The sequence below is a fragment of the Sporosarcina sp. FSL K6-3457 genome, from assembly GCF_038007285.1.
Lineage (GTDB): Bacteria > Bacillota > Bacilli > Bacillales_A > Planococcaceae > Sporosarcina.
Genome location: NZ_JBBOWX010000001.1, coordinates 1,388,500 through 1,413,663 on the forward strand (window position 1 = coordinate 1,388,500; position 25,164 = coordinate 1,413,663).

At 40.1% G+C, this 25,164-nt stretch carries 29 protein-coding genes and 1 riboswitch; of the genes, 22 read left to right on the forward strand and 7 right to left on the reverse strand.

Features of this window, described 5'->3' with window-relative positions:
• Window positions 1–63: 63 nt before the first annotated feature.
• From N1I80_RS06790 to N1I80_RS06800, 3 genes are all read left to right on the forward strand, one after another.
• Window positions 64–567 (forward strand): DUF1572 family protein, encoded by a 504-nt coding sequence (locus tag N1I80_RS06790; RefSeq protein ID WP_340737137.1) that lies wholly within the window; start codon window positions 64–66, stop codon window positions 565–567.
• 221 nt (window positions 568–788) lie between these two features.
• Window positions 789–1,520 (forward strand): protein phosphatase 2C domain-containing protein, encoded by a 732-nt coding sequence (locus N1I80_RS06795; RefSeq protein WP_340737138.1) that lies wholly within the window; start codon window positions 789–791, stop codon window positions 1,518–1,520.
• A complete protein-coding gene (locus tag N1I80_RS06800) occupies window positions 1,517–1,687 on the forward strand; it encodes a hypothetical protein (RefSeq protein WP_340737139.1) in 171 nt (56 codons plus the stop codon). Before N1I80_RS06795 ends, N1I80_RS06800 begins: the two co-directional genes overlap by 4 nt.
• 82 nt (window positions 1,688–1,769) lie before the next feature.
• On the opposite strand, the gene N1I80_RS06805 is transcribed toward N1I80_RS06800, so the two are convergent.
• Entirely contained in the window at window positions 1,770–1,949 is a 180-nt protein-coding gene (locus N1I80_RS06805) for a hypothetical protein (protein WP_318618296.1), read from the reverse strand.
• A 202-nt stretch (window positions 1,950–2,151) separates the two neighbouring features.
• Here N1I80_RS06805 and N1I80_RS06810 point away from each other — a divergent pair, with 202 nt between their 5' ends.
• The 5 genes from N1I80_RS06810 (at window position 2,152) to N1I80_RS06830 (ending at window position 6,491) form a co-directional block, all read left to right on the forward strand.
• A complete protein-coding gene (locus tag N1I80_RS06810) occupies window positions 2,152–3,225 on the forward strand; it encodes a GDSL-type esterase/lipase family protein (RefSeq protein ID WP_340737140.1) in 1,074 nt (357 codons plus the stop codon).
• 127 nt (window positions 3,226–3,352) lie between these two features.
• Window positions 3,353–3,463, forward strand: a riboswitch (SAM riboswitch).
• 148 nt (window positions 3,464–3,611) lie between these two features.
• Complete coding sequence (gene metA, locus N1I80_RS06815; protein ID WP_340737141.1) at window positions 3,612–4,520, forward strand: homoserine O-acetyltransferase MetA; 909 nt, start codon at window positions 3,612–3,614, stop codon at window positions 4,518–4,520.
• Between the two features lie 61 nt (window positions 4,521–4,581).
• Window positions 4,582–5,289, forward strand: a complete 708-nt coding sequence (locus N1I80_RS06820; RefSeq protein WP_340737142.1) for a hypothetical protein — start codon at window positions 4,582–4,584, stop codon at window positions 5,287–5,289.
• Between the two features lie 102 nt (window positions 5,290–5,391).
• Window positions 5,392–5,649 carry a PepSY domain-containing protein gene (locus tag N1I80_RS06825; RefSeq protein WP_340737143.1) on the forward strand — a complete coding sequence of 86 codons (258 nt, stop codon included), beginning with the start codon at window positions 5,392–5,394 and terminating at the stop codon, window positions 5,647–5,649.
• Between the two features lie 131 nt (window positions 5,650–5,780).
• Window positions 5,781–6,491: a YetF domain-containing protein gene (locus N1I80_RS06830; protein WP_445683697.1), complete on the forward strand. Its 711-nt coding sequence runs from the start codon at window positions 5,781–5,783 to the stop codon at window positions 6,489–6,491.
• A gap of 58 nt (window positions 6,492–6,549) precedes the next feature.
• Here N1I80_RS06830 and N1I80_RS06835 read toward each other — a convergent pair whose 3' ends face one another.
• Window positions 6,550–7,716, reverse strand: a complete 1,167-nt coding sequence (locus N1I80_RS06835; protein WP_340739987.1) for an NAD(P)-dependent malic enzyme — start codon at window positions 7,714–7,716, stop codon at window positions 6,550–6,552.
• Window positions 7,717–8,172: 456 nt separating this feature from the next.
• Here N1I80_RS06835 and N1I80_RS06840 point away from each other — a divergent pair, with 456 nt between their 5' ends.
• Genes N1I80_RS06840 through N1I80_RS06850 form a run of 3 tightly spaced genes read left to right on the forward strand, consistent with a single transcriptional unit; the run spans window position 8,173 to window position 9,472 of the window.
• A complete protein-coding gene (locus N1I80_RS06840; RefSeq protein WP_340737145.1) occupies window positions 8,173–8,748 on the forward strand; it encodes a TetR family transcriptional regulator in 576 nt (191 codons plus the stop codon).
• Window positions 8,749–8,807: 59 nt separating this feature from the next.
• The gene (locus N1I80_RS06845; RefSeq protein WP_340737146.1) at window positions 8,808–9,155 is read left to right on the forward strand and encodes a DMT family transporter; all 348 of its coding nucleotides are present in this window, start codon (window positions 8,808–8,810) and stop codon (window positions 9,153–9,155) included.
• Window positions 9,156–9,157: 2 nt separating this feature from the next.
• The gene (locus tag N1I80_RS06850; protein WP_340737147.1) at window positions 9,158–9,472 is read left to right on the forward strand and encodes a DMT family transporter; all 315 of its coding nucleotides are present in this window, start codon (window positions 9,158–9,160) and stop codon (window positions 9,470–9,472) included.
• Window positions 9,473–9,759: 287 nt separating this feature from the next.
• On the opposite strand, the gene N1I80_RS06855 is transcribed toward N1I80_RS06850, so the two are convergent.
• Both N1I80_RS06855 and N1I80_RS06860 read right to left on the reverse strand, forming a co-directional pair.
• Window positions 9,760–10,419, reverse strand: a complete 660-nt coding sequence (locus tag N1I80_RS06855) for an HAD family hydrolase (protein WP_340737148.1) — start codon at window positions 10,417–10,419, stop codon at window positions 9,760–9,762.
• Complete coding sequence (locus tag N1I80_RS06860) at window positions 10,394–10,657, reverse strand: hypothetical protein (RefSeq protein WP_340737149.1); 264 nt, start codon at window positions 10,655–10,657, stop codon at window positions 10,394–10,396. Before N1I80_RS06860 ends, N1I80_RS06855 begins: the two co-directional genes overlap by 26 nt.
• 62 nt (window positions 10,658–10,719) lie before the next feature.
• Between N1I80_RS06860 and N1I80_RS06865 the strand changes: the two genes are divergently transcribed.
• Window positions 10,720–11,628, forward strand: coding sequence for an RluA family pseudouridine synthase (locus N1I80_RS06865; protein WP_340737150.1), 909 nt, complete (start codon window positions 10,720–10,722; stop codon window positions 11,626–11,628).
• A 55-nt stretch (window positions 11,629–11,683) separates the two neighbouring features.
• Here the strand turns inward: N1I80_RS06865 and N1I80_RS06870 are convergent, their stop codons facing one another.
• Window positions 11,684–12,319: a spore coat protein gene (locus N1I80_RS06870; RefSeq protein ID WP_340737151.1), complete on the reverse strand. Its 636-nt coding sequence runs from the start codon at window positions 12,317–12,319 to the stop codon at window positions 11,684–11,686.
• 218 nt (window positions 12,320–12,537) lie between these two features.
• On the opposite strand from N1I80_RS06870, the gene N1I80_RS06875 reads away from it, so the two are divergent.
• Window positions 12,538–13,824, forward strand: coding sequence for a glycoside hydrolase family 18 protein (locus N1I80_RS06875; RefSeq protein WP_340737152.1), 1,287 nt, complete (start codon window positions 12,538–12,540; stop codon window positions 13,822–13,824).
• A 48-nt stretch (window positions 13,825–13,872) separates the two neighbouring features.
• Here N1I80_RS06875 and N1I80_RS06880 read toward each other — a convergent pair whose 3' ends face one another.
• Window positions 13,873–14,013 (reverse strand): hypothetical protein, encoded by a 141-nt coding sequence (locus tag N1I80_RS06880; protein ID WP_340737153.1) that lies wholly within the window; start codon window positions 14,011–14,013, stop codon window positions 13,873–13,875.
• Window positions 14,014–14,324: 311 nt separating this feature from the next.
• Here N1I80_RS06880 and gdhA point away from each other — a divergent pair, with 311 nt between their 5' ends.
• From gdhA to N1I80_RS06910, 6 genes are all read left to right on the forward strand, one after another.
• Window positions 14,325–15,707, forward strand: a complete 1,383-nt coding sequence (gene gdhA, locus N1I80_RS06885; RefSeq protein ID WP_340737154.1) for an NADP-specific glutamate dehydrogenase — start codon at window positions 14,325–14,327, stop codon at window positions 15,705–15,707.
• Between the two features lie 288 nt (window positions 15,708–15,995).
• A complete protein-coding gene (locus tag N1I80_RS06890; protein ID WP_340737155.1) occupies window positions 15,996–17,564 on the forward strand; it encodes a DUF6583 family protein in 1,569 nt (522 codons plus the stop codon).
• Window positions 17,565–17,851: 287 nt separating this feature from the next.
• A complete protein-coding gene (locus tag N1I80_RS06895) occupies window positions 17,852–19,099 on the forward strand; it encodes an ABC transporter permease (protein WP_340737156.1) in 1,248 nt (415 codons plus the stop codon).
• Window positions 19,096–20,229: an ABC transporter permease gene (locus N1I80_RS06900; protein WP_340737157.1), complete on the forward strand. Its 1,134-nt coding sequence runs from the start codon at window positions 19,096–19,098 to the stop codon at window positions 20,227–20,229. Before N1I80_RS06895 ends, N1I80_RS06900 begins: the two co-directional genes overlap by 4 nt.
• The gene (locus tag N1I80_RS06905) at window positions 20,222–20,896 is read left to right on the forward strand and encodes an ABC transporter ATP-binding protein (protein WP_340737158.1); all 675 of its coding nucleotides are present in this window, start codon (window positions 20,222–20,224) and stop codon (window positions 20,894–20,896) included. Before N1I80_RS06900 ends, N1I80_RS06905 begins: the two co-directional genes overlap by 8 nt.
• Window positions 20,893–21,474 (forward strand): YdcF family protein, encoded by a 582-nt coding sequence (locus tag N1I80_RS06910; RefSeq protein WP_340737159.1) that lies wholly within the window; start codon window positions 20,893–20,895, stop codon window positions 21,472–21,474. The genes N1I80_RS06905 and N1I80_RS06910 overlap by 4 nt, the downstream gene beginning before the upstream one ends.
• Window positions 21,475–21,616: 142 nt before the next feature.
• Here the strand turns inward: N1I80_RS06910 and N1I80_RS06915 are convergent, their stop codons facing one another.
• Window positions 21,617–22,612: an Rpn family recombination-promoting nuclease/putative transposase gene (locus N1I80_RS06915; protein WP_340737160.1), complete on the reverse strand. Its 996-nt coding sequence runs from the start codon at window positions 22,610–22,612 to the stop codon at window positions 21,617–21,619.
• A gap of 332 nt (window positions 22,613–22,944) precedes the next feature.
• Between N1I80_RS06915 and N1I80_RS06920 the strand changes: the two genes are divergently transcribed.
• The 3 genes from N1I80_RS06920 (at window position 22,945) to licT (ending at window position 25,058) form a co-directional block, all read left to right on the forward strand.
• Complete coding sequence (locus N1I80_RS06920; RefSeq protein ID WP_340737161.1) at window positions 22,945–23,739, forward strand: helix-turn-helix domain-containing protein; 795 nt, start codon at window positions 22,945–22,947, stop codon at window positions 23,737–23,739.
• Window positions 23,740–23,892, forward strand: a complete 153-nt coding sequence (locus tag N1I80_RS06925) for a hypothetical protein (protein ID WP_340737162.1) — start codon at window positions 23,740–23,742, stop codon at window positions 23,890–23,892.
• Window positions 23,893–24,215: 323 nt separating this feature from the next.
• Window positions 24,216–25,058, forward strand: coding sequence for a BglG family transcription antiterminator LicT (gene licT / locus N1I80_RS06930; RefSeq protein ID WP_340739988.1), 843 nt, complete (start codon window positions 24,216–24,218; stop codon window positions 25,056–25,058).
• Window positions 25,059–25,164: the final 106 nt, after the last annotated feature.

Genomic DNA, 25,164 nt, shown 5'->3' on the forward strand with positions numbered 1-25,164 from the left:
CCGCATCGGGTGCGACTTGATTAATAATGAAAGCTCATTGATAACATTATTAGGGGGGTACTTTTGAAAACATTTGAAGAACAATACTTGTCGATTGTAATTACCCAATTCGCTCATTTTAAAGAACGTGCAGAACAAGCATTTAGCCAACTATCTAATGATGAATTACATTGGAAACCAAGTGAAGAATCCAATTCGATTGTGATAATAATAAAGCATCTAAGTGGAAATATGCACTCGAGATGGGTAGATTTTTTAACGACGGATGGGGAAAAATCATATAGAAATAGAGATGATGAATTTCTTGATGAGCGGTTGTCTAGAGAAGAGCTGATGTATAAATGGGACTCAGGTTGGCAACTACTCTTTCAAACATTGGAGAGTTTAGTAGAAAACGATTTACATAAAGCGGTTACCTTGAGGAACCAACAAATAACCGCTTTCAGTGCAATTCAGACGGAGATAGCGCATATCAGTTACCATCTAGGACAAATTCTTTACATTGGCAAGCAAATTAAAGATAAAGAATGGACAATTTTGAGTATAGCTAAAGGGAAATCGAAATAATGTTTTTAATAATTGTATATTGGAGGGATTTCACATGGGATTTATACAAGAATTAGGGGAACTTGTTCATGATTGTCCGCATACTATGCCCGGTGCAAAGGTGGAACTTTTCCACCGAATCAAATCCTATTTGGAAACATATCGTCATGATTGATTTCTCCTAGGTTGGAAGTGAAAAGGATTACGTTGATGAGCGTGATGTTCGGTGGATAAATCGAATAGTGGTGGGGCGTTATGGCGGTAATTCATCGGCAGGTCAAACAAAGAATGAAGACGGTTGTATCATCTGGCAAACTGACGACTGGGAATTAGCCGCTATTCTCGATGCACATAAAAGTGCCGAAAGCGCGGAACTTGTTATGCGTACATTCGCACAGCATAAAGACGGCTTGTCAAAGATTTTATCAATTGAAGGACCTCCAAAGTTTAAACAATTGGAAGACAAGCTACTTGAAATTTTTCAATCCGATGAACTTTTGGCTGCATGTAGAGATGTCACTGGAGAAACAGCTTGCCTTGTCGTCGCAAGGAAAGATAACTACTTATGGTGGTTTTCCGTAGGAGACTGCTTGGTCTATTTATTACATCCAGAATTAATTGCCCTCAACCAGTTTCAACTGAATCAAAGGCAGTTCTTCGAATGGATTGGGCAAGTGAATACATTTGAAAAAACTGTTCCATGCTATACATCTGGAACAAGGGAATTGAGAAAAGGGACAAATGTCATTTTCATGACAACAGATGGCTTGGTAGAATGTCCGGGTGAACCTTATGCAAATCCGCAAAATTTGGTAGAAGTGTTGAATGCAGAAGCACTCGATGAAAGTATTTCACGGATGTTGATGGAGATTGAAAGGCGAAATGTATGGGATAGCACGACAATTATCTCTTGGACTGCGGAAGTGGAGAATGAAGGGAGCATCCCGAGTGATTATAAGGGTGAAGTCCAATGAAGGAAATACGACCTATTTTTGAATTAGGAAATAGTATTGATGAGCTAAATAGAAAGTTAGCTGAAGCTGAAAGCGAAAGTGCAAATCCATTGACTCAAAAAAAGACTCATCAAGAAGTAATGAAGCGTTTAGGAGAAAGAATAGATGACTTCAAATCACTTATTTAGAATACCCCGCATCAGCCCTATCGCTGCGCGGGGTATCGTCTTTTTCATGGTAGGTTAGGTGCTATCCTCGCAAAAAAATGTGTCACTTTCTTTTCCGCTCGTTTGGAATCATGCGCTCCCGTTTGGGTTTAAAATTGCTCAATTCTTCAAACTCACGTGCCATTTCTTCTTTCATATCCCCCGGTTGAATCTTTTGCCTTTTCGGCGTTTGGGGTAATGAACGCGAATTGTTAGTGCTACCTTGTTTGTTGTCTCTTCCCATGAAAAAAACTCCTTTCAAACATGTAGTACGACGTTAATATGGCATAATAAAAGGGTTTTATTCAAGGGAATTATTTTTTATCGCGTGTTATAATATAAGAAAATTCACTTAATAGAAAAGAAGAGTTATACTAACAATAGAATTATTGAGGAAGGAGACGAGCTAAGGGACTGGTGAATCAATCAAAAACAGGAGGGATAGTATGCAAAAATCAATCATGAAGTTTCGAATTCTATTTGCATTGGCACTTGTATTTCAATTAATCGCTTTACCAATCAGCTCATTTGCCCAACAAGCAGAGGCAACAACACCTATCGAGTATTTGTCGCTGGGTGATTCCCTGGCATATGGACAAGACTCGAACGATGACTATGGCAAGGGCTATCCAGATTTTCTTGCAGAAATACTAGAGGAGGCCAATCTATTAAAATCGTATAATAACGATTTTTCTTTCCCTGGCTTTACAACAGATGATGTTTTAAATGGACTGAAGGAAAAAGCTGAACTTCGCGAACTTGTTAAATCAGCAGATTTTATTACACTAAGTGCGGGGGCTAATGACTTATTTGCTTATTTTAAACTTGATAAAAGTACAGGGAAAATAGACTATAATCTTGTGGAATTATTAGGGGCTGTCCAGCAAGTCCGTGTCAATTATCACTCAATTTTACAAGAAATCTACACTATCAATCCAAAAGCTCAAGTATATATTATGGGAGGCTACAATCCGTTTCCCTATATTACAGATCCTACGTTAAAACCACTCGTTGGACAGCTAGTAGGCCAGCTAAATGGAGCCATTCAACAAGGAATAACAGGAACAACAGCCGTTTTTGTCCCAACAGCTGAAATCATAGATGAAAACTTTACACATTATCTACCAAATCCATCAAATGTTCATCTTAGTGAGGCAGGCTATCAGCGAGTAGCTGAACAATTCAACAGCTACCTACAAGACAATTATCCATGGACTTCGGAAATTAAGTATAAAGAAATACCGAAAGAAGGAACTTTTTCGAGCGATAAGTATTGGACGATATCACTATCAAAAGCAGTGGATATAACAACTATAGAACCGACTACTATCTATGTACATGATGCAGAGGCTAATGTTGTTCCGGCTATTCTTGAAGGTGAAGGACAAAAAATTATCGTTCGAGCTCCTGAGTCAGGTTATGCACCAGGTACCTATACGCTTTATGTCACAACAGGTTTGAAAGATCACCAAAATAATAATTTGAAAGAACCAGTTAAAATGACATTTGAAATTGAGTGATAAATCAAATGAATAAAACTACCAAGTTTGTTCGAGTAAATGGGATAGTTCAGATGATTATTACTTGAAAAATAAAAAGACTGTTTACAATAAAAAGTTTAAGCGTATAATGGAATCTAATTGAATATTCTTATCAAGAGAAGCAGAGGGACATGGCCCGATGAAGCTTCAGCAACCTCTGACATGGTCAGAAAGGTGCTACCTCCAACAAGATTATTTATCTGAATTCAGATAAAGCCCCCCGGACGTAATCACGCCGAGGCGCGATTGATCTTGAGAGATAAGAACTGAGAGCCTAAAGCCAATCCTCTTTTCTTATCAAATAGAAAAGGGGATTTTTTTGTGCTCGACATACATAATAGAATGAAAAAAGGGAGAGATGAACGATGCCAATCAACATACCTAAACAATTGCCGGCAGGAGAATTATTGAAAAAGGAAAAAATATTTGTCATGGATGAGGAGCGCGCGACGTCCCAAGACATTCGTCCAATGAATATTATTATTTTGAATTTAATGCCAGAAAAAGAACGCACAGAGCTACAGCTTTTACGCTTATTAGGCAATACACCGTTACAAGTGGATGTGACGTTTATGAACATGGCCACCCATGAATCGAAAAACGTTAGCAAGTCACACCTAGACAAATTTTACACAACATTTGAGCACATCAAACATCGTCGTTTTGATGGCATGATTATTACAGGAGCGCCGATTGAGCATTTGCAATTTGAAGATGTGAATTATTGGGATGAAATGAAGGAGATTATGGACTGGTCAAAAGACAATGTGACGTCTGTGCTGCATATTTGTTGGGGCGCACAAGCAGCATTGTATCACCATTATGGAATTGATAAATTTGATTTGCCGAAGAAGTGCTCAGGTGTATTTACACATCGTTTATCTGACCCGACAATCAATTTAGCACGTGGATTTAATGATGAATTTAGAGCGCCACACTCACGTTATACAGCTGTTTCAGTGGAGGAAATCGAAAATGATCCGCGCTTGCATTTACTGGCCAAGTCTGAGGATGCTGGTGCGTTTATCATCATTTCCAACGATGCAAAACATATTATGATCACGGGTCATTTTGAGTACGATGCAACGACGCTGGCAGAAGAATACGCACGTGATCTTCAAAAAGGTATCCATATTGATCCGCCGGTAAACTATTTTCCAAATAATGATCCAAATGAAGAGCCATTAAATACATGGCGTTCACATACTCATCTGCTATTCTCTAACTGGTTGAATTATTATGTCTATCAAGAAACACCGTATGTTTGGGAGTAAACCTTTGCTAACCGCTTTGCCGTCATTTGCATAGGATAGTACGACAAGGGGGCTTAGGCAAATGGGGTTATTTATTAACAGTCAGAGTCATTTGGACGTTTTCAAAAATGAGGTGGATCTTGTTGAGCCTAATCAGAGCTATTCGAAAATAGATTCGTTAACGCAGTGGATGCAGGAGCAGCAGGAGGCAAATGCTTCGCTTCATCGTCATATTAGTGACCTTGAAATGCTTTTAAAACAACAGAAAAAGGTACAGTCGAATCAATTCACGACAACCCGTAACCGTTTGAATGAACTACAAGCCAATGACTTTCAGCATGAGAAATTCGAAAAAAATGTTATGAAGTCGTTGACGAAATTAGATAATCAGCAGCAAGAGTTCCATCAGATGTTGGCGGATGAACAGGCAGTGGATGAGAAGTTTAGAGTGCAAGTCAGTGAAACATCGAAAGAAATTGTTATCAAAATGAATGAGCAATTGGACCATCAACATCAATTGGCCGAACGCATATCACAGCAAGAGGACATTCAACAAATCGTCATGAGCAGGCTGGACAATCAAGAAGGTGTGACAGAGAAAATGGTTAGGCAACTGGACCATCTACGTGGCATACTGTACGAACGTACTAATTTTTTAACAGAAAAAATAGAAAACAGCTATACGATGACAGCTTCTTATCTAGCAAAATTGTTGATGAATCCTGAACAACCAATGACACGCTTTTGGATAAATTCAAAGTCGGAGGAGAAGCAGAAAAGTTCTGATTGAAATAGTGTTCTGCAATTTATTAACAGCATAGTCAAGTCACATCTTTCCCCATTTCGAATAGAATAGTAAAGATTGTATAACGATTGAAGGGGAGGGGAATGGTTGACGCATCAAAATCGGCAAGATCAGCATCAATACTGGTCTAATCATTGGCAAAACCCACAATACCGTAGGATTACTATCGACCAAGCGATGGCGATTGCCTTGCAACGTGTACCAGGTCAAGTTGTAAAAGCGGAACTGGATTATGATGATGGCGTGTTAGTTTATGAAATTGATATTAGAACAGCAGAAGGTCATAAGTATGAAGTGAAAATTGACGCGAATACAGGGGCCATTCTTAGAGTAAAACTCGATTAAGAGAAAAGCCACGGCGGTAAACGATACCGTTCGCGGCTTTTTTGGGTCGGATTTCTTTAACCTCTCCATGTATAGCCACTTAGCAATAGTGGAACACTTTCTATATGATGGGAGTGTGAATTCTAATGATTATGGATGAGTTATCGAAGATTCATTTTTGGGAAACGTTACTGAGGACAACACTTGCATTTATTGTTTTACTTATCATGGCAAGGGTGATGGGAAAAAAACAGATTTCTCAGCTGACATTTTTCCATTATGTGACGGGCATTACAATTGGTTCAATAGCAGCAGAAATTGCAGGGCAAAACGAAACGCCGTTTGTGGATGGAGTCATTGCAATGATTTGGTGGGCGCTATTAACGTTGCTCATGAGCTATATTGCGCTTAAGTCAAAGAAAGCCCGCATACTCCTAGACGACAAGCCAACGATTGTCATGTTTGAGGGAAAAATTATTGAGGAGGCTATGAAAAAATCACGACTCCATTTGAATGATTTGAACATGATGCTGCGGGAACAAAGTATTTTTTCTATTAAAGATGTTCATTTTGCGATACTGGAAACGAACGGTAACTTGAGTGTTTTGAAGAAAGCGGGTCAGGAGCCTGCGACCAAAAAAGATGTCAATGCTCCAGCGCCTGAACCGAAATATATTCCATCCGAAATCATTTCTGATGGAGAAATTATTAAAAAGAATCTGACTGAATTGAATTTAACGGAAGAGTGGGTATATGCTCAACTGAAAAAACAAGGTATCGGTAAAGTTGAACAGGTGTTTTATGCTGAAATCCAAATGGATGGAAGTCTTCATATAGATTTGGGTTCCAAGGAGGATAAGTAGAGAAAAGCGTCATAAATCGGTTCACCAACCGTGTTTATGGCGCTTTTGCTCTTTGGGACTATAAGATGGCGTACTCTTTAATAGTAGACACACCTGATTCAATCGCAGCTTTACCAACTGCTTCTGCCACAACTTTTACAACCCGCTCATCAAATGGATCGGGAATAATATAATCGTCCCTTAGGTCAGAGTCGTCAATTAGTGAAGCAATGGCGTAGGTTGCGGCCAACTTCATGCTTTCAGTTATTTCACTTGCACGGACATCAAGAGCTCCGCGGAAGATACCAGGGAATGCTAGGACGTTATTCACTTGATTTGGATGATCAGAGCGTCCTGTTGCAATAATGCGAACCCCGTATTCCTGCGCTTTATCAGGAGCTAGTTCTGGATTTGGATTCGCCAAACCAAAGACAATTGGGTCATCATTCATGCAATCAATGAGTTTCTTTGTCAATAAATTCGCGACAGAAACCCCGATGAACACATCTGCCCCCGTCATCGCATCCTGTAAAGAGCCTGTCAGGCCATCAGGATTTGTGAGAGCAGCGATTTTATGTTTGGTAGAATTCATACCATTTGGGCGTTCTTTATAAATAACACCTTGTGAATCGCAAACGGTAATTTGTTCAAATCCAATTGAGAGAAGAAGTTTGGTAATTGCAATCCCGGCTGCCCCCGCGCCATTAATTACAATTTTAACCGATTGCATGTCTTTATGGACAACTTTTAAAGCATTTAATAATCCTGCCCCAACGACAATTGCAGTGCCGTGCTGGTCATCATGGAATACAGGAATATCGCATTCTTCACGTAATCTCTTTTCGATTTCAAAGCAACGTGGCGCAGAAATATCCTCCAAATTGATGGCACCAAACGTAGGACTGATTGCTTTAACGGCTTGGATGATCCCCTCTACATCCGTTGTATTTAAGCAAATTGGAAAAGCATCGATATTTGCATATCTTTTTAACAACAAAGCTTTCCCTTCCATGACGGGAAGTGCTGCTTCAGGCCCAATATCCCCTAAACCTAAGACAGCTGTCCCATCTGTCACCACCGCAACTAAATTTCCCTTGATGGTATACTCGTATACCGCTGTGGGGTTTTTGGCGATTTCTAAACAAGGTTCAGCTACTCCTGGAGAGTAAGCTAAACTTAGGTCCACTCTGTTTTCAAGTGGAACTTTAGACACGGTTTCCATTTTCCCCGTATGAAGCCGATGCATCTCTAATGAAGACCGGTAATGATTCGTCAATGAACATCCCCCATTCCCTACAGTATTTTATTGAGTAATAAATTTTTACCATGAAATCGAAAAAAACACAAGTCAGAAAATTTTGTTGAGTTAGAAAATTTATCGAGATGAAGCGCTTCCATTGGCTTTGTTATAATGTTTTCAGTGACTATAAAATTCTGTAAAATAATTTGTCGTTTTCCTGATTTATGTTACCTTATTGAAAGAAATGAGGTTATACTATTTCTTGAATGAAGATGATATGTGATGAAAAAACTGTCGTTATCGGTTTGTTTTATCCTATTGTTATGAAGTTTAGAGATAGAGTTGTGATAGAGGGTAACCTATTTTTGAATGAATCGACAATGGCTAAGCCGCTTGCTTTATAATGGCAGACAAGTTAAAATGAATGACAGTCAGTCATTCGTGTGTGAGGGGGATTAGTAGATGAATAAAAAAGAGATGATTGTTCATGCCTCGATTGAAGTTTTTCGTGAGCAGGGCATTGAAAAAACGAAGATTTCAGATATTGTCAAAGCAGCAGGGATTGCACAAGGTACGTTCTATTTGTATTTCCCGTCTAAATTATCACTGATGCCTGCTATTGCAGAAGTGATGGTGGTGAAGACGATGGCTATCGTGCAGGCATCTGTAGAGGAATCAGCAACTTTTCCAGTGCAGCTTGAGCAGCTTGTTGAGGCCATTTTCCAAGTGACGCATGATTATCATGAAATACAGGCGCTCATCTATTCAGGCCTCGCTTCAACAGAACATTTAAAAGAATGGGAAACGGTCTATGCACCTTTCTATCAATGGATTAGTGAGCGATTACAGGAAGCCAAGGAGGCGGGGATTATTCGATCATCCATTCATGCCGATCGCACAGCGAAAATGATTATTGGACTAGTTGAATCAGCTGCCGAACAAATATATTTATACGATTCAGAGCAAGAGGATCAAGCCTGCATTCAACAGGAGGAAGTGAATGATTTTTTACGACATGCGCTTGGGATGGTTAAGTGATCCCAGCTTTATCGAGTTAAATGAATGACAGTCAGTCATAAAATAAGGAGGATTATTAAATGAATAAGTCGTGGTTCTATGTCGCGATGACTAGTTTTTTTGAGTTGGTGTGGATATATGGTTTTAACGTAGCAAGCGCTTGGTGGCATTGGATTTTTATCGTTGTATTTATTGCAATTGATTTTCATTACTTAACAAAGGCTTGTGAAAATTTACCGACGGGTACAGTTTATGCGATTTTTGCAGGGATTGGAACAGTAGGTACGGCCTTAATGGATGTATTTTTCTTTGGCCACAGCTTGAGTGCAGGAAAAATATTCTTCATAGGGGTTTTAGTGATCGGTGTGATTAGCTTAAAATTAGCTGATGATCGAGAAGAGAGAAAAGTAGCGAAGGGAACTGTATAATTATGGGTTGGCTATATGTTTTACTTGCAGCAATTAGTGAAATTATTGGTGTCGTTGGATTAAAGAAATACAGTCAGAAAAAAACTGCGAGCAGTAGCTTGCTGTTTGTCGGTGGGTTTGGTGCTTCTTTTGCCTTTTTATACATGTCTTTTAAGTACTTGCAAGTGAGTATTGCTTACGCGGTATGGATTGGCATAGGTACGGCAGGAGCTGTTCTTATTAATATGTTTTTCTTTGGAGAATCAAAAAGCACGGGACGCATGGTAAGTGTCATGTTGATTGTAGCAGGTGTTGTAGGATTAAAATCATTATCATAATTTGAAAAACGAAGCCGAAGTGGCCTCGTTTTTTTATAGCCTAGAAAATTATAAAATTCTCGTACTGTGGATAAGTCGGAATAGGGTGATTTCTCGTCTAGGCTCCAGCGCCTAGCCCCTCGAGTCGCTTCGGTCTTGCTAGTAAAGGCAAAGGGCCGCCTTTACTTTCAAGCCCTCCAGCAGGGAAGGATTGAAGTTCATCCTTCCTACTTGTCGGGGCTGAACAAGCGCTTGCGCTTTTGTTTTGTCAGATTTACCGGTGAGTCTATAGAAATCTCCAAGTAATTTTAGATAATTTCCCACTTGCGTTGTTCAGCAATCGCCTGTAAGCGAGGTTCGGGCTGCACGGCGACGGGATGACCAACGAGCTCAAGGACGGGGATATCAGAAAAACTATCTCCATAGGCAAAACTATTTTTCCAGTCGATATCTTTCCCTTCCAGAGCCTGTTCAATTTTCTCGTTTTTTCGTGGACCATGAACATGGTGAATCGGTGCTTGATAATCGATATCTGGTCCATTTAAAGGGACTTCCGTACCGATAATTGTATCGAATTGTAATCCCTTTGTGACCGATTGTAGCAGGGGCGTATAGGCACCAGAAACGAGCATCACATGGACATCGTCGGCAATATGCTGTTCTAATCGTGATAGTACATCTGGATTGAAGCCCTGTCGTACTTTCTCAGCCAATTCCCCGAAATACTGATCGAGTTCTTCCTTTGATTGTCTTCCAAGTGCATCCAAATAGATTTGCATAGACTGTTCCTTCATCTTAGCCTCAGGAACAAGTTTCATTTTATGCCCAATGTAAGGTTTAAGAATCGCCCGGTAAAACTTTTTGAATTTTGGATGGTGAACGGGATGGTGTTTTAAATGGTCCATTAATAGCTGAAAGGTTTCTTCCGCATAGAGCGTTCCGTCAAAATCGAATATAGCAACTCGCATAATAATCCCCTTTTTCTTCCGTCATATCAATCACGCCCCCAGCGTGATTGTGTCCGGATTTTTTTCGAGCACGCTCGAAAAGCTCCCCTAAAAATCCGTGACATCCGCCGGAGGCTTTATCTGGATTCAGCAGGAGTTTGGACTCGCTTTGAATGAAAAGCTTTATTATATCCATCCAATTCTTCATAGAAGGGGGGCTTTTGCTGAATTCAGATAAATAATTCTCTTGTTCAATCATACAGCGTTTGTATTGTGGAGGCAATTTGAGGATAATGGAAGGAGAGAGCGAGGAGTTTTATTATGCAGAAAAACCGTGAAAATTCAGTAAATAAAAAAGCAGATACATCTGTTTACACAGTAAAAGAATCGGCGCAGTTACTGCCCTTTTTATTGGAAATGATGGCGGGTAGCGGGCGTAATGCGGTGAAATCTATATTGACACGTGGGCAAGTGACCGTGGATGGGAAAATGGTGAAACAACATAATCATCCACTTCAGCCTGGCCAAACTGTTGAAATTGTTAAAAATCAAGCAGCTCTAAAAGGAGAAACACTAGTAGGCGTAAGTATTCTGCATGAGGATGAAGACATCATTGTCATCAATAAAGATGCAGGTTTACTATCCGTTGCTTCGAAAAATGAAACTGAAATGACTGCCTATCGACAAGTACGGGATTATGTCAGCAATGGTAGTCCAAATAAGCGAATTTTTATTGTACATCGACTCGACAAGGACACATCTGGCGTCATGCTATTTGCTAAAAGTGAAGAAGTGAAGGAAGCCCTCCAGGCTAATTGGGCTAAAGTAGTGAAGGAGCGTGTCTATATTGCGCTTGTAGAAGGGACTGTGCGCAAAAAGGCAGGTAAAATTGCATCGTGGCTGAAGGAAAGTAAAACGTTTAAAGTGTATTCAAACCCGACAGACAACGGTGGACAACATGCCGTGACGCATTACAAAACACTACAAGCTAATCATCAATTTAGCTTATTAGAAGTGGAGCTTGAAACAGGCCGTAAAAATCAAATCCGCGTCCATATGGAAGATCTAGGACATCCGGTTGTCGGTGATAAGCGATATGGAGCCACAGGCAATCCTATTAAACGGTTGGGCCTTCATGCAACTAGGTTAGTGCTGACGCATCCGCGAACGGGAGAGCTCGTTCGGTATGAAGCGGATGCACCCAAGTCATTTTACACAAAATCAAAATAAACTGCATAAGAAAAGGTGCTCACTGTTCAAAAAGTGAGTACCTTTTCTTTGTATACTATTGAACCGTATGATTGGGCATCGCGGGCTGACCAACTGTGGAGAACGAGTTCAGCAACTGCTGCATATCTGGCTGGGCGAGCTGTGGCATCTGGTAATAATGATGCTTATTTTGATAAATCGCCAATTCGTAGGCCATTTCTATACAGTTCGGTACAGAGTCGGCGAGGACACGGCGAACGACTGGATTACAGGTTTCAGTTGCGGCTACCGTTTTCATCGAAGCGCCAGCTTTTGCAGAGGCGAGTAAAAAGCCTGAAATGATTTCATCCGACAGTTCTGAATCGGATTGAATAGGCTTTTTTGGTTGAGATGGCTTCATACCATAGATGAAGTCATTGCCTTCTTTCATCTCATAGCTGCCTGTTGGATGGGAAGGATCCAGTCCGGTTTTAAAGGCCTCGACAGTAATATTATATTCGTCTAAGGTAAAGCGGTATTGGCGATCCAAAATATCCAGTAACTCTGGGTCTTTGACATATGGACGTAATAAGATAGCTTGGTTAAGTGCACCGACAGTTCCTGATAATGCTTCATGGACATCGAATAGCTCATGACCACCATGATTCATCTGTGGCGGAACAGGTCCCGTGTGCATATTTTCACTTGTTTGATCGAATGGATTTTGCGTCATTACATATCCTCCTAGAAATGCTTATTTTATCGTCAGTAGTATGAGTGGTGTTATGAAATCTATACGTCAAAATTGATGCATATTTATCGTCCGACAAAAATAGATTTAGATAGAGAACATTTTTATTGGGGAGGAATAAAGTTCAATCCCTTTTTGATAAAGCCTCCGGACACAATTAAGCCGAGGCCTAATTGATTAATGAAAGGCAGATGATAAGCGTGCAAATTCATGTAGTTCAAAAAGGGCAAAGCTTATATGGTATTGCCCAGGCTTACGGCATTAGCTATCAAGACATTGCAACCGCTAATGAAATTCCGAATCCCTCTCAGATTGTGGTAGGGCAAGCGCTAGTCATCCCCATTACAGGTAGTTATCACTGGGTTCAGCCGGGTCAATCACTTTATCTCATATCTCAATTATACGGCCTGACGGTTAATGAATTAGCAACCATCAATGGCATCTCTCCATCCAGTATTCTTCAAGTAGGGCAGCGACTTTATATTCCACCAAGACCGAAGAAACTGGCGGAGGCATTGTTATATGTCGAGCCGAGAACGCCAGTAGCGCAATCGATGATTGATGAAGTGAGAAATCGTGTTTCCCAATTAACCTACCTTGCCATGTTCAGTTACGAGGTCCAACGTGATGGCTCAGTAAAGGCACCGTCCATTGCTGATATACCGAGCATCGCTACAGCAGCAGGAGTAGCAAATGCGCTGGTTGTTAGTAACTTAGAGGATTTTGCATTTAATGCAGATTTGGCCCATGCAATTTTTACTGACGAAGCGGTCCAAGATCGTTTATTCAGCAATCTGATTCAAATCGCCAATGAAGTTGGCTATAAAGACATTCACTTTGACTTTGAACTTTTACATCCAGAAGATCGTGAGCTCTATAATAATTTCCTCCGAAGGGCGAGGGATCGTTTTCATCCAGCTGGGCTGACGCTATCGACTGCACTGGCTCCTATGACAAGTGATATTCGCACCGGAATTTACGGAGCACATGACTATAAAGCACACGGAGAGATTGTCGATTTCGTTTCCCTTATGACATACGAATGGGGCTATACGTATAGTGATCCGCAAGCTGTTAGCCCAATCGGTCCTGTACGAGATGTTGTAGAGTATGCAGTTAGTCAAATACCCCATGAGAAAATTTTCTTAGGTCAAAATTTATATGGCTATGACTGGTCTTCCCCTTATCCAAGCCAAGGTGGATCACCCGCTAAGGCACTTAGTCCTCAACAAGCACTAGCAATTGCAGTTAGGCAGGAAGTGGATATTAGCTATGATTATGTCGCACAAGCTCCCCATTTTAGGTATACGGACGATACAGGTGTACAACATGAAGTATGGTTTGAGGATGCACGTAGTATCCAAGCCAAATTCGATTTGGTCAAAGAGTTTGGTTTACGCGGCATGATGTATTGGAAGCTTGGCTTAGCCTTCCCGCAAAACTGGTTGTTGTTGACCGATAATTTTACAATACGAAAAATAAAATAAAAAAAATGAACCGCTGTAAATTATACAGACGGTTCATTTTTACATATATCATTCTTTATTCATATAATTGATGAAATTTTGAAGAAGATCGATATCCGGGTTCAACGCTAGGACAGGTAAGAAAGCGAAGGTCATGAGTAGCATGACGACTCCACCTATAGATACTCGGAAAATTTTGCTGATCTTCATAGCTCTCTCCCTCTTTCTTTTAGTTATTGATTTTCAAACAACTGTCCTTTATGGCGAGTAGTCTGATTACTTAAATAATAAACCGTGTCTGAAGAAAAGTAAATATTTTTTTAATTCTTTATACATAAATAGGACACAATATAGTATAATTATTGATTATCCCTAAAAATTATGTTGTATCTCTTACAATTTTCGGAGATAATATTTAAAAACAAGTAAATTTTTTGAACTATCAATATTCGATTGATATTGGAGATTCACTAAGATTCTCCTTTAACATATAGCAATTTTTATGAAAGGGATGAGCGAGAATGACTAAATTGGATTCAATTCATACTGATAATAAAAAAAGAGCAAATGATTACGTTCATGAAGTATATGAATTAGTGAAAAAGCGCAACCCAGATGAAAAGGAATTTCTGCAAGCGACAAGAGAAATCTTCGACTCCCTTCGCCCCGTTTTTTCCAAGCATCCCGAATATATTACAAATGGAATATTGGAGCGCATTACAGAACCGGAACGCATTATTACTTTTCGTGTTGCATGGGAAGATGATCAAGGAAAAGTCCATGTGAACCGTGGTTTCCGCGTTCAGTTTAATAGCGATCTAGGACCGTACAAAGGTGGTATTCGCTTCCATCCTTCTGTCAACAGCAGTATTATGAAGTTTCTTGCTTTTGAACAAATTTTCAAAAATGCTTTAACGGGTCAACCAATTGGAGCAGGTAAAGGTGGTTCTGATTTTGATCCGAAGGGAAAATCGGATCGTGAAATTATGCGCTTTACGCAAAGCTTTATAACAGAATTGAGTAAGTATATTGGTCCGGATCGAGACGTTCCTGCGGGAGATATCGGTGTTGGAAAAAGAGAGATTGGTTACATGTTTGGGCAGTATAACCGCTTGAAGGGCGGCTATGAGGCTGGTGTTTTCACTGGGAAAGATCCAAATCATGGCGGTAGTCTTGGGCGTAAAGAGGCAACTGGCTATGGAACTGTCTATTTTGTAGAAGAAATGTTGAAAGAAAAAGGCTTGAGCTTTGACGGGCAAACAGTTATCGTTTCGGGCTCAGGGAATGTGTCTACCTATGCGATGGAAAAGGCCATTCAGCTTGGTGCGAAAGTAGTCGCATGTAGCGATTCAGGCGGTTATATTTATGATCCAAATGGCATTAACTTAGACACGGTGAAACGTTTGAAAGAAGTCGAGAACAAACGAATTTCTGAATACACCAAAGATCATTTACAGGCAGAATATCATGAGGATTGTTCAGCCATTTGGTCTATCCCTTGTGATATCGCTCTTCCATGTGCAACACAAAATGAAATTGATGAGATTGCTGCACGGATGCTCGTTGCGAATTCAGTGAAGGCAATCGGGGAAGGTGCCAATATGCCCTGTACACTTGAGGCAATGGCATTGTTCCAAGAGAATAGTGTATTATTCGGCCCAGCAAAAGCAGCTAACGCGGGTGGTGTGGCTGTTTCAGCAATGGAAATGTCACAAAACAGTATGCGCTTGTCATGGACAGCAGAAGAAGTTGACGAAAAACTTCATCTTGTTATGAAAAATATTTACGTAAGCTGTGTGGATGCAGCAGAGCGCTTTGGCCATCCAGGCAATTTAGTCATGGGCGCCAACATCGCCGGCTTCTTGAAAGTCGCAGATGCGATGGTTGCGCATGGTCTTAGTTAAGATATGTTGAGGTAAGGAAAACGTCTACACAAATTGTTTATTGTGTAGGCGTTTTTTACGTTATTTAAATTTACACTGATTTCGTCATTCAATTAACGTAAGGAGTTCTTTCTACGTAATTCTTTTGGTCTGATTGATGAAGTAGTTATTACTAATCATTTAGTAAAGTTAGGTGTATTTTCCCGAAAAAATTTTGAGTAAAAGTATTGCTTATGGTAGTATGAAAAAATGTGAATAGAGGAAAGTTTTGGCCTAATTCACGATTGGATTGTAAGGGGGAAGAAGTAGATGGAAGAAACAGCAGTGAAGAAAAAATCGTTTAAGGCGCTGATTGTTGCACTTGTAACAGTACTTGTTTTAGTAGGTGGAAGTGCATCCGCATTTTTTCTATTGAACAAATCATCAAAATTACAATACTTTTTAGCAGAGGCGGAAACCTTTAAAGAGATGAGTACGCTAGTTGAAGAACGTTATAAAAATGAATTGAATTGGATGAAGGTGCAACAAGAGAAACCAGTAGAAACAAAGTATGATTTGTCTGGTGAGTGGAATGATCCATCTGTTGACCCTATGATGCAGGAAATTCAAAGTATCGTTAATAGTGTCACATTATCTATGAATCAAGTATATGATCCAACGAAGAAGGAGCTTGAAACAGCATTTAGTGGAGAGCTTGGCGCTGTCTCTGTCGATTTCGGTTCAATCTTTGCAACTACTGAAAAATTAGTTGTAGCATTGCCATTTTTGAATGAGCTCATTCGATTTGACGATAAGGATTTCAGGAAATTGATGAGAGAGTTTGATGAGAATTTTGAAGGCAATGAAAATCTGGGATTACCCCAGCTGTTCGAAAGTAGTTCTTCGTCAATGGAAGAAGTAAATGCCTATATCGAAAAAGAGTATATTGAATTTTTAATAAAAGAGCTTCCAGAGGATGCTTTTACGACTGACAAAGAAGAAATACTTGTAGTAGATGAAAAGGTGAAAGCTAAGAAAATCACGATGAATCTTAAGGAAGAGCAAGTGAAAAACTTGTTGAAAAGTTTATTAACAAAAGCCCAAACAGATGAAAAGCTGAAAGAAATCGTTAAAGATCAATTGGGTGTGTCTGCATTTGCAGGGGATTTTTCACCAAGTGATCTTGCAATGGTTGTTGAGGAGTTTGACAAAGGCATTGAAGCAGCAATCGAAGGTGTGGATTCTTTGAGCATACCAAATGGACTTCAATCGACGATTTGGCACCAATCTAATCAAATAGTTCAACGGGACTTTGCGTTGACAATCGGTTCTCATGAGGATGATTTGGTCACTGTTAACGTGACAGGTACACAATTATTAGAAAAAACAGCCCAACAATGGGATTATAAAGTCGCTTTGACGGATTCCTTTGGCGATGAAAGTACGATGAATATCAATGGGGATTTAGCATGGAAAGATCAACAGGCGGATGATTCAATTGTTATTTCTGTAGAGGATATAGAATTTAGCTATCAAGGTAAAGAAGAATTGAATGATAACAAGCGTACATTTACCCGTACTTTTGCTTTTACGGATGGTTATAGTGAGCCATCTCTTATTTGGCAAGGTAACGCTACACATGATAGTGATAACATGATAGCGAATCATGAATTTAAATTTAGTGAACGAGGTATAGGGGAAGACTTGTTCAGTTTACTATTGAAACAACAAGGAAAAATTGTGAAGAAAGTAGATATGCCTGAAGAAACGGACAGTACTGTGAATATTGGTCAAATGGATCGAGGGCAGATTGAAAGCTTTATAGAATTAGAAGTGGCACCCAAAGTAGAAGAGTGGTTTTATGAATTGATGGGTGAAGTTGAAGGCGAACTTTATTAACTTGATTCAGCAGAAGTCCCCCACTTCTATAAGTGGCGGGATGAATGCCAGAAGAGCATTTCAATCAGAGGGAGTTCAAACTCCCTGCTGATTAAGGAGGAATGAAGTTCAATTCCTCCCTGTTAAGCCTCCGGCGGATGTCACAGATTTTGAAGGGAGTTAATTGCGAATCGAACAGCAAAGGGTTCGATTTGCCGTATTTCTGCGTTTTTTGCAGAAATTAAGGCACTTAGATAAGCGCAATTCAAAATCTGGACGCAATTACGCCGAGGCGTAATTGAGTGTGAATGAATAGGATGGAAGTGGGTTGTATGCTCTCCGTTAGAAGATTATTATTCTTTATGCAGCAATATACGAAGCAATTGAGGAAGAAGTGGGCGACCCTTCTTCTTCTTTTTCTATTTCCTATATTGTTGATAGGCCTATTATTGGGGCTTGTAGTTGGTTTACTAGTGCCTGACGAGCATTCGCCGATTCGTGTAGCACTGGTGGATGAGGATGGTACAAAAGAATCGCGGTTATTCGGCAGTTTGTTGGCAGAAGTAGCCTCAGGTGATGCAGTGATTCAAATTATTGCCTTAACGGCAGAGCAGGCACAACAATTGATGGTGCAAAATGAAATTAGTACCTATTTTTCATTTCCCGAAGGATTTACAGCAGATTTGTATGAGGGGGAATCTGCGGCAATTCCAATTGTTGGAAATCCAGCTAGGCCTACGGATAGTTATTTGGTGAAAGAATTAGTGGAAAGTATGGCGCGTTATATTGGAGCAGCGCAGGCCAATATACTAACAATCAATGATTATGCTAAAAAAATGGATATGCCGAAAGAACAGCGGCAGGAGTTGATGCTGCAGCAATTTATGGATTTCACGTTATATACACTCGGCAAGGATAAGCTACTGGATAAGGTAGTGCTGGAAAATGTAGCAACGTCTTCTCCTGTGCATTATTACGTGTTGGCAGGCTGGTTTATGAGCTTGTCGATTTGGGCGCTTGCTTTTTATATGATTTTAGGAAAAGAGCAACATCGGGCGATGCAAATACGTCTGACATTAGCAGGGGTGATGTTATGGCAACGCATTTTTTCACGGGTGGTTGTAGCATTGGGTGGCAGTTTGATCTATGCAACGATGCTGTTTGGTGTTGTTAGCCAGTTTGTGCATTATGATTTGTATTTCATCGACTATGTACGGTTTACGTTGTTTACAGTTCTGTATACTTTATTATTGCTCTTTGGAATCGCGTTGCTGGATATTTGGGTTTCATCGCAGAAAATGGTTTTACTTTTGCAGAGTGTTTGGACTTTCGTCATGATTGTTACAAGTGGTGCAGTCATTCCGACTTTGTACTTTCCATTAGGTATGCAGCGTGTTTTGCCGTATTTCTTTTCCTATGACAGTATGAATTGGATGATTGATATTGTGCTAGAGGGACGCAATTATGCGGATTTCACATCGCTAATTATTGTTGTTGCTGGCGGTCTGCTTATTGTGTGGATATCGGCGGTTGCTAAAGAGAGGTGGATCCGATGACGATAATTGTTTCCGCTCGACTGATGCGCTGGCGTAAGGAATGGAAAAGTCTAGTGTGCTGGTTGCTATTGCCGATTGTATTGACGGTGCTGGTAATGGCAAGTGTAGGTGCGTGGCAACAAGAGATGAAGGTGCCGATTGCGCTTGTTGTGGAAGAACAAACTGAACTGGTCGAGCAGTTGGTTGCAAATATTGCAAGCACAGAACTTCTACATATTCACTTTATGGAGTTAGACATGGCACTTCACAAGCTTGAGCAGCATGAATTAGATAGTGTATTTGTTATACGCGAGGGCTATGCGGATAATATTCTCGCAGGGCGGCGCAATCAGCTGATTGAAGCATACTCATCGAATCGCTCCTATGCTTATCAGGCTGTTGTTGAAACGATTACGTCGTTTGCCCAACAGGATGCCGCTCGCTCGAAGGCAGCATTTGTCATTAAGCAATTATTCAAAGAGGCGCAGATGGAAGATGAATGGAATTACATAGAAATTATCGATAGCAGTCAAGAGCGACAACAAAATGAGTCATTGCTACAGTCGAGCTTTTCTTATTTTGATAAAGACAGTGAAGCGGTCGAACAATCATTTTCAATTGTACCTGTATGGGGGATGTGGGCGTTATTTGCGATGATTACGGTATTTTTCCTGTTTGACTGGGTGTTGAAAGAAAATCGAGTGGCTATTCGTTCACGGTGGCAATTTACATCGATGTCATTTGGCCAATATGCAATAGGTACATTTGTGCTGTATACGCTGTTGTTAGTTGTAGTGGACTTGTTTACCGCAGTCATTTTCTTGAATTTATTTGATGAAAAAATTACGCTTCCAGTTGTCATATCACTTTTCACTTTCAGACTAACGATCAATTTGCTCGCCTTTTTGCTAGCTAGTGTATCCAAACAATTATTCATGTACTATGTGAGTGGTATAGCAATCGCACTGTTACTCGCAGTGGTTGGCGGGGCGATTGTACCGCTTCAGGGGCTGGCGCGGAAGTGGCCATGGCTGGAAGCACTCAGTCCAGTTCACGCATTATTGAGTGGAATGATTCCGGCTGTTTGGCTTACAGTATTAGTAGCTTTATTCACCATATGGTTATGGAAAGGAGTTAAATCGTATGCTTGAAGTGTCTGGGCTACAGAAAAAATATAAAGACAAGACAGTTATCGATAATATGTCTTTTCAAATGAAACAAGGGGAGATTATCGGACTCGTTGGGGAAAATGGTGCAGGTAAATCAACGTTGCTACAATTATTGGCAACAGTGATGCGACCAACACAAGGAGATATTCAATTAGCAGGTCTTTCCTATAGAACGGACATCAAGAAAATTCGGCAGAAGATTGGCTATGTCCCACAAGATATTTCAATTTGGGATGAATTTACGGTAGAGGAAAATATGCTGTTCTTTGAAAAGCTATCATGGAAAAGGCGGACACGAGAACAGTGTCGACAGTTATGCTTGGACATGCAATTGACACACTGGAAGGAAGGTGTCGAGTTTTTGTCAGGTGGTATGAAGCGTAAATTGAATTTGGCTATTAGCTTACTACATGATCCCGTATTGTTATTATTGGATGAACCGACAGTTGGCATCGACTTGAAATCGAAGACGGAAATCGGAGCGTATTTGCATAACCTAGCGAAAAACCAAGGGAAAATGATTATGTACACATCGCATGATATGGATGAAATTACAAACGTCTGCGATCGGGTATATGCCATTGGCAAGGATCCGTTTTACTTGGATTTATTACAGAAAAAAGCAGTGGAGGTAGAGGTGATTACATGAAAGTATCGCAGAAAATGATTCTGCTAGCATGCCTTCTAGTGGTTGCTGTCGGCATTTTTGGCTGGTGGCGAACGGGGAAATGGATAGAAGCAGGTATGGAGCCAGTAGCAGACGGCACAAATGATTATGCAATTGTGTTGGGGGCAAAGGTGAAACAAGATAGTTTGTCGTTGTCTTTGCGTTATCGTTTGGATGCAGCAATAGCTTATGCCGATGAAAATCCTCATGTGACACTGATTTTATCGGGCGGGCAAGGCTCGGATGAACCGATGAGTGAAGCGGAAGCAATGAGGCGGTTTTTAATGGATTATGGCATTGAAGAGAGTCGGCTGATACTAGAAGATGCATCGACTTCAACCTATGAAAACCTTCTTTACTCGAAGAAACTGCTACCGTCTGATGTCGATTCCATCACGATTATTTCAAGCGATTTTCACTTAGCAAGGGCACAGAGGATTGCGGAGATTTTAGATTTGAAGTCCGATGTAGTCGCGGCTAAGACGCCGAAAGTAGTAGAGGCGAAGTCAGTGTTGCGAGAGCGCCTTGCGTTGGTGAGGACGGTTGTTGTGGGCAGATAGGGGATAATAGTTGGTCAGTAGAAAAAGTGGTGATTCAATCACGAATCATCGCTTTTTTCTCTTGGCTTAAAAATAAAAAAACGCCTGGTGACCAAACCAGGCGCTGCACTACATGCGATATAAAAAATATACTTGGATTGTACTAATGATTAGCGTTATTTGCTCTTAATGCTTCAACTTCATCTAAAGTTAAATCTGTCAGCTCCATAATTTCTTCGTTGCTTTTTCCTTTCTTCATCATTTTTTTCGCCACTTTTTTCATGCCCTCTTCAATACCCTGTTCTATTCCTTTTTCTATCCCTTCTTTTCTTCCTGCCTCAAGCCCTTTTTGATGTCCTTCCTTTTCGGCAAAATACTTAGCATCGTCCAACCTAGCTTCTTCATCCATAATGTATTTCAAACGTGACTCATAAGCCAATACCTCTTCCCGAGACCGACTAAGATCCTGCCAAACTCCAAATGCATCCTGTAAATTTTTGTCCTCCATCGCCAGCATCTCCAATTCCTCATAAATTTCGTTGTAGACTTTCTTTTTTCGTCCATCTACCATCCCGAGTAATAACAGCCATCTAGCAAGAACATCATCCCAAGGTTTTAACTTCTTTTCATACCACTGTTTGATAAATTTATTCATTTCAATAAAGTGAATCTCCATAACATCATCCATACGAAACTTTTCTTCTCGTTCACACAGATGGAAAATATTATGGAATTTTTCCGTTTGATTAAACAAGCCAAAATTACAAATGTTAATCGTAATCGTTGGCAATAACGTATGATACCCTTTGCCTTTTTCAAGTTGTAAGTTGTACACACGTGCCCAATAGTACAATGTTCGCTTCACCATATCATATTGATTAGCTAATTGAACTTCAATATTTATAAGTTCATCTTCTTGCGTTCTCACTAAAATATCCAATCGCGACTGCTTATCACTATGGTATTCTCCGCCAACTTCTTGGCTTGTAAAAGCTACTTCTTTAATTACCTGACGACCCGTACGCTGTAAAATCGCATTCAAAAAGACAACTGTTATCTTTTTATTTTTCTCGCTGCCAAATAATTGTTTGAAGCTGTAATCCACCTTCAAATCCATGAATTTTTCCAATGGAATCCGGCGTAGTGCCCGTTCACTCATCGGATGCCACACCATCTCTGATAATTGTAGTATAACATGATTTAGATGCGAATTTACTGTGTTTAGCCATGATAATGAACCCCCTTCCTCTCCCTTTTCAACACCATATCCCAAGAGTGAATAAAAGGAGATTGTTGTAAATGAACACACAATCCGATAGCTTTATTTTGGAGTTTGGATAACAGCCCAAATTTGAATTATGACCTTGAAATCCGAATCAGATTTCAGATTTGAAGCTATGAGAGCACTAAAAAATATTTTTTCTTTCAATCAAATGATGTATCCGATTGCTCCATTTCCCTCTATATAAAAAATAAAGGGGAATGACCACTATGACAACGTACTTAAAAGACTACGCACATTTCACAAACACACAGGATATGGACGAGGTTGCACGCCGTCATGTTATTAAGCATTGGAATGAGATGAATCCAACAGATCGCGCTGTACTGGATATGATTCGCCGCTACTCTGTAAAATACGGTGCTGCTCACTTAAAGCATGACACAATAGCGGATGCAATTGGCAAATCAAACGTCACCGTGCGCCGCGCGATTCGAAAGTTGGAACAGCTTGAAATTATCGAGCGTATCCACTACATTCGCCCTGTTATGAACGGATTAGGCGCTAACATTTACACTATTTTACCCTTTGATGACCAGTCGACTTTGACCACGCCGACAGCAGCGGACAACCCTTGTGACAGTAAGGCTGAGGACCTTGTTCCCGAAGCTGAAGATTTTTCTTCTAAATCTAAAAACATAAAGACCAATACTCTTACAGATACGTATCCTGCGGAGCCGATATCTACACCAACTAAGTTGTTTGGAAGAATGAAAAATCCATTGTCAACAACAATTGGTGACAGTTCTTTAGCCCGCCAATTATTCGGTATTTATCGTGCACTATCATTACGCATGTTGAAATTTAGCATTCATGAGCACCAAGGAGAGTTATTTGAGCAGCTGGCGATACAGGCACTTCACATTGCTGTTCAAGCGACAAAGCGTAAAATGGTCCGTAACCTTGCGGGTTATTTTGATGGTGTATACCGCAATTTGATTGATAAGGCATTGTTTGAGGATGTTTTTATGGAATATGATGTGTCGATGGAAGGATTTTGGTGAATGGTGCGCGTACGCTGCCACAATCAAGGCAACAGGATGTTAGCTAATTTAGGTGATATTACAGTTGGTGGTTCAATGGTTAAAATAGATCATCTAGCAAACTTTTTACAAGTAGCAAAAGATGCTGCATTCAAAGCACTAGGTGTGGACTAATTTTTGAATCTCCAGCGGAGGCATCCCCAAGCGCCGACCGTTGTGAGTAAGATTCTTGAGTTCGACAGACTTAGTAAAAACATAGCACGGAAAAACTTTACAGAGGAATTATTAAATCAATTTCTGCTCTTTTACCGGAAAGCACTATTAATGTAAACTTTACTATTGCAAAAGAAAGCGTAATCATCTATAGTGGAAGTAATCAGAGGATTGTTACTGTTAGGCAGGCAAAACCTGAATTGATTTAATTTATGGAAAATGTTATTTTCTATGGATTAGATTAGTTCAGGTTTTTAAATTTTTAAAGGGGAAAAGTGATGCCTATGAAAATAAAAAAAGTATTCAATAACAATGTCGTTTTAACGGAAGATGCCCATCAAGTTGAGATGGTTGTTATGGGAAGAGGTCTGTCATTCCAGAAAAAAATCGGTGACAGTATTGATACCGAAAAAATTGAAAAGACATTCACGATGCCCTCAGAAAACTTTGCCAATAAGTTAACTGAGCTACTCGACGAAATCCCATATGAAATCATGTCACTTTCAAAAGACATTATCGACCTAGCAACGAAGGAATTACAGGCAGAGTTAAATGAATCTCTTTATTTGTCATTAGCCGATCATATCCACTTTGCCTTAACAAGGTTACATGAAGGGCTGTCTATCAAAAATGCACTGATGTGGGAAGTGCAAAAGTTCTATAAAGAGGAATATCGAGTCGCATGCAAGGCATTAGATTTGATCGAAGCGAGAACTAAAGTAAGATTGCCGGAAGATGAAACGGCTTCGATTGCACTTCATTTATTTAATGCGAGGCAGGATAGTACAGGCATGGAAGAAACAATGGAAATGACGAATATTGTCAATGATGTGACAACCATTGTGAAGTATCATTATGGCATTGATTTAGGTGAGGAATCAATGAACTATAGCCGGTTTATCACGCATCTTCGCTATTTTGCTTATCGAATGCTACGTGGCGAATTAAATGATGATCACCAAGATGCATTATACGAGCAAGTGAAGAGTCAATATCCACAAGCTTATAAGTGTACGGAAAAAGTTCAAGCGTATCTAAACAAGCAGTATAAGATGGAAATGACAAAAGAAGAATTAACTTATTTTATGATTCATATCCATCGGGTTTCGTATCGGGAAAAAAAGTGAATAGTAAGTACAGGATTGTTACTGTTAGGCAGGCAAAACCTGAAGAGAAGTATAAATAGACTACTGTTTATTTGTATTCTCTTCGGGTTTTTTTATTGGAAAAGGA

Excerpts from the sequence above, each read along its gene's own strand:
- N1I80_RS06830 (WP_445683697.1), top strand. The coding sequence starts at position 5,781 with ATGGATGAGTTATCGAAGATTCATTTTTGGGAAACGTTACTGAGGACA.
- N1I80_RS06820 (WP_340737142.1), top strand. The coding sequence starts at position 4,582 with ATGGGGTTATTTATTAACAGTCAGAGTCATTTGGACGTTTTCAAAAAT.
- N1I80_RS06835 (WP_340739987.1), bottom strand. The coding sequence starts at position 7,716 with ATGCATCGGCTTCATACGGGGAAAATGGAAACCGTGTCTAAAGTTCCA.
- N1I80_RS06890 (WP_340737155.1), top strand. The coding sequence starts at position 15,996 with ATGGAAGAAACAGCAGTGAAGAAAAAATCGTTTAAGGCGCTGATTGTT.
- N1I80_RS06920 (WP_340737161.1), top strand. The coding sequence starts at position 22,945 with ATGACAACGTACTTAAAAGACTACGCACATTTCACAAACACACAGGAT.
- N1I80_RS06910 (WP_340737159.1), top strand. The coding sequence starts at position 20,893 with ATGAAAGTATCGCAGAAAATGATTCTGCTAGCATGCCTTCTAGTGGTT.
- N1I80_RS06880 (WP_340737153.1), bottom strand. The coding sequence starts at position 14,013 with ATGAAGATCAGCAAAATTTTCCGAGTATCTATAGGTGGAGTCGTCATG.
- N1I80_RS06905 (WP_340737158.1), top strand. The coding sequence starts at position 20,222 with ATGCTTGAAGTGTCTGGGCTACAGAAAAAATATAAAGACAAGACAGTT.
- N1I80_RS06850 (WP_340737147.1), top strand. The coding sequence starts at position 9,158 with ATGGGTTGGCTATATGTTTTACTTGCAGCAATTAGTGAAATTATTGGT.
- metA (WP_340737141.1), top strand. The coding sequence starts at position 3,612 with ATGCCAATCAACATACCTAAACAATTGCCGGCAGGAGAATTATTGAAA.
- N1I80_RS06895 (WP_340737156.1), top strand. The coding sequence starts at position 17,852 with ATGAATAGGATGGAAGTGGGTTGTATGCTCTCCGTTAGAAGATTATTA.
- N1I80_RS06870 (WP_340737151.1), bottom strand. The coding sequence starts at position 12,319 with ATGACGCAAAATCCATTCGATCAAACAAGTGAAAATATGCACACGGGA.
- N1I80_RS06845 (WP_340737146.1), top strand. The coding sequence starts at position 8,808 with ATGAATAAGTCGTGGTTCTATGTCGCGATGACTAGTTTTTTTGAGTTG.
- N1I80_RS06915 (WP_340737160.1), bottom strand. The coding sequence starts at position 22,612 with ATGAGTGAACGGGCACTACGCCGGATTCCATTGGAAAAATTCATGGAT.
- N1I80_RS06855 (WP_340737148.1), bottom strand. The coding sequence starts at position 10,419 with ATGCGAGTTGCTATATTCGATTTTGACGGAACGCTCTATGCGGAAGAA.
- N1I80_RS06925 (WP_340737162.1), top strand. The coding sequence starts at position 23,740 with ATGGTGCGCGTACGCTGCCACAATCAAGGCAACAGGATGTTAGCTAAT.
- N1I80_RS06800 (WP_340737139.1), top strand. The coding sequence starts at position 1,517 with ATGAAGGAAATACGACCTATTTTTGAATTAGGAAATAGTATTGATGAG.
- N1I80_RS06860 (WP_340737149.1), bottom strand. The coding sequence starts at position 10,657 with ATGATTGAACAAGAGAATTATTTATCTGAATTCAGCAAAAGCCCCCCT.
- N1I80_RS06805 (WP_318618296.1), bottom strand. The coding sequence starts at position 1,949 with ATGGGAAGAGACAACAAACAAGGTAGCACTAACAATTCGCGTTCATTA.
- N1I80_RS06865 (WP_340737150.1), top strand. The coding sequence starts at position 10,720 with ATGCAGAAAAACCGTGAAAATTCAGTAAATAAAAAAGCAGATACATCT.
- licT (WP_340739988.1), top strand. The coding sequence starts at position 24,216 with ATGAAAATAAAAAAAGTATTCAATAACAATGTCGTTTTAACGGAAGAT.
- N1I80_RS06840 (WP_340737145.1), top strand. The coding sequence starts at position 8,173 with ATGAATAAAAAAGAGATGATTGTTCATGCCTCGATTGAAGTTTTTCGT.
- N1I80_RS06900 (WP_340737157.1), top strand. The coding sequence starts at position 19,096 with ATGACGATAATTGTTTCCGCTCGACTGATGCGCTGGCGTAAGGAATGG.
- N1I80_RS06810 (WP_340737140.1), top strand. The coding sequence starts at position 2,152 with ATGCAAAAATCAATCATGAAGTTTCGAATTCTATTTGCATTGGCACTT.
- gdhA (WP_340737154.1), top strand. The coding sequence starts at position 14,325 with ATGACTAAATTGGATTCAATTCATACTGATAATAAAAAAAGAGCAAAT.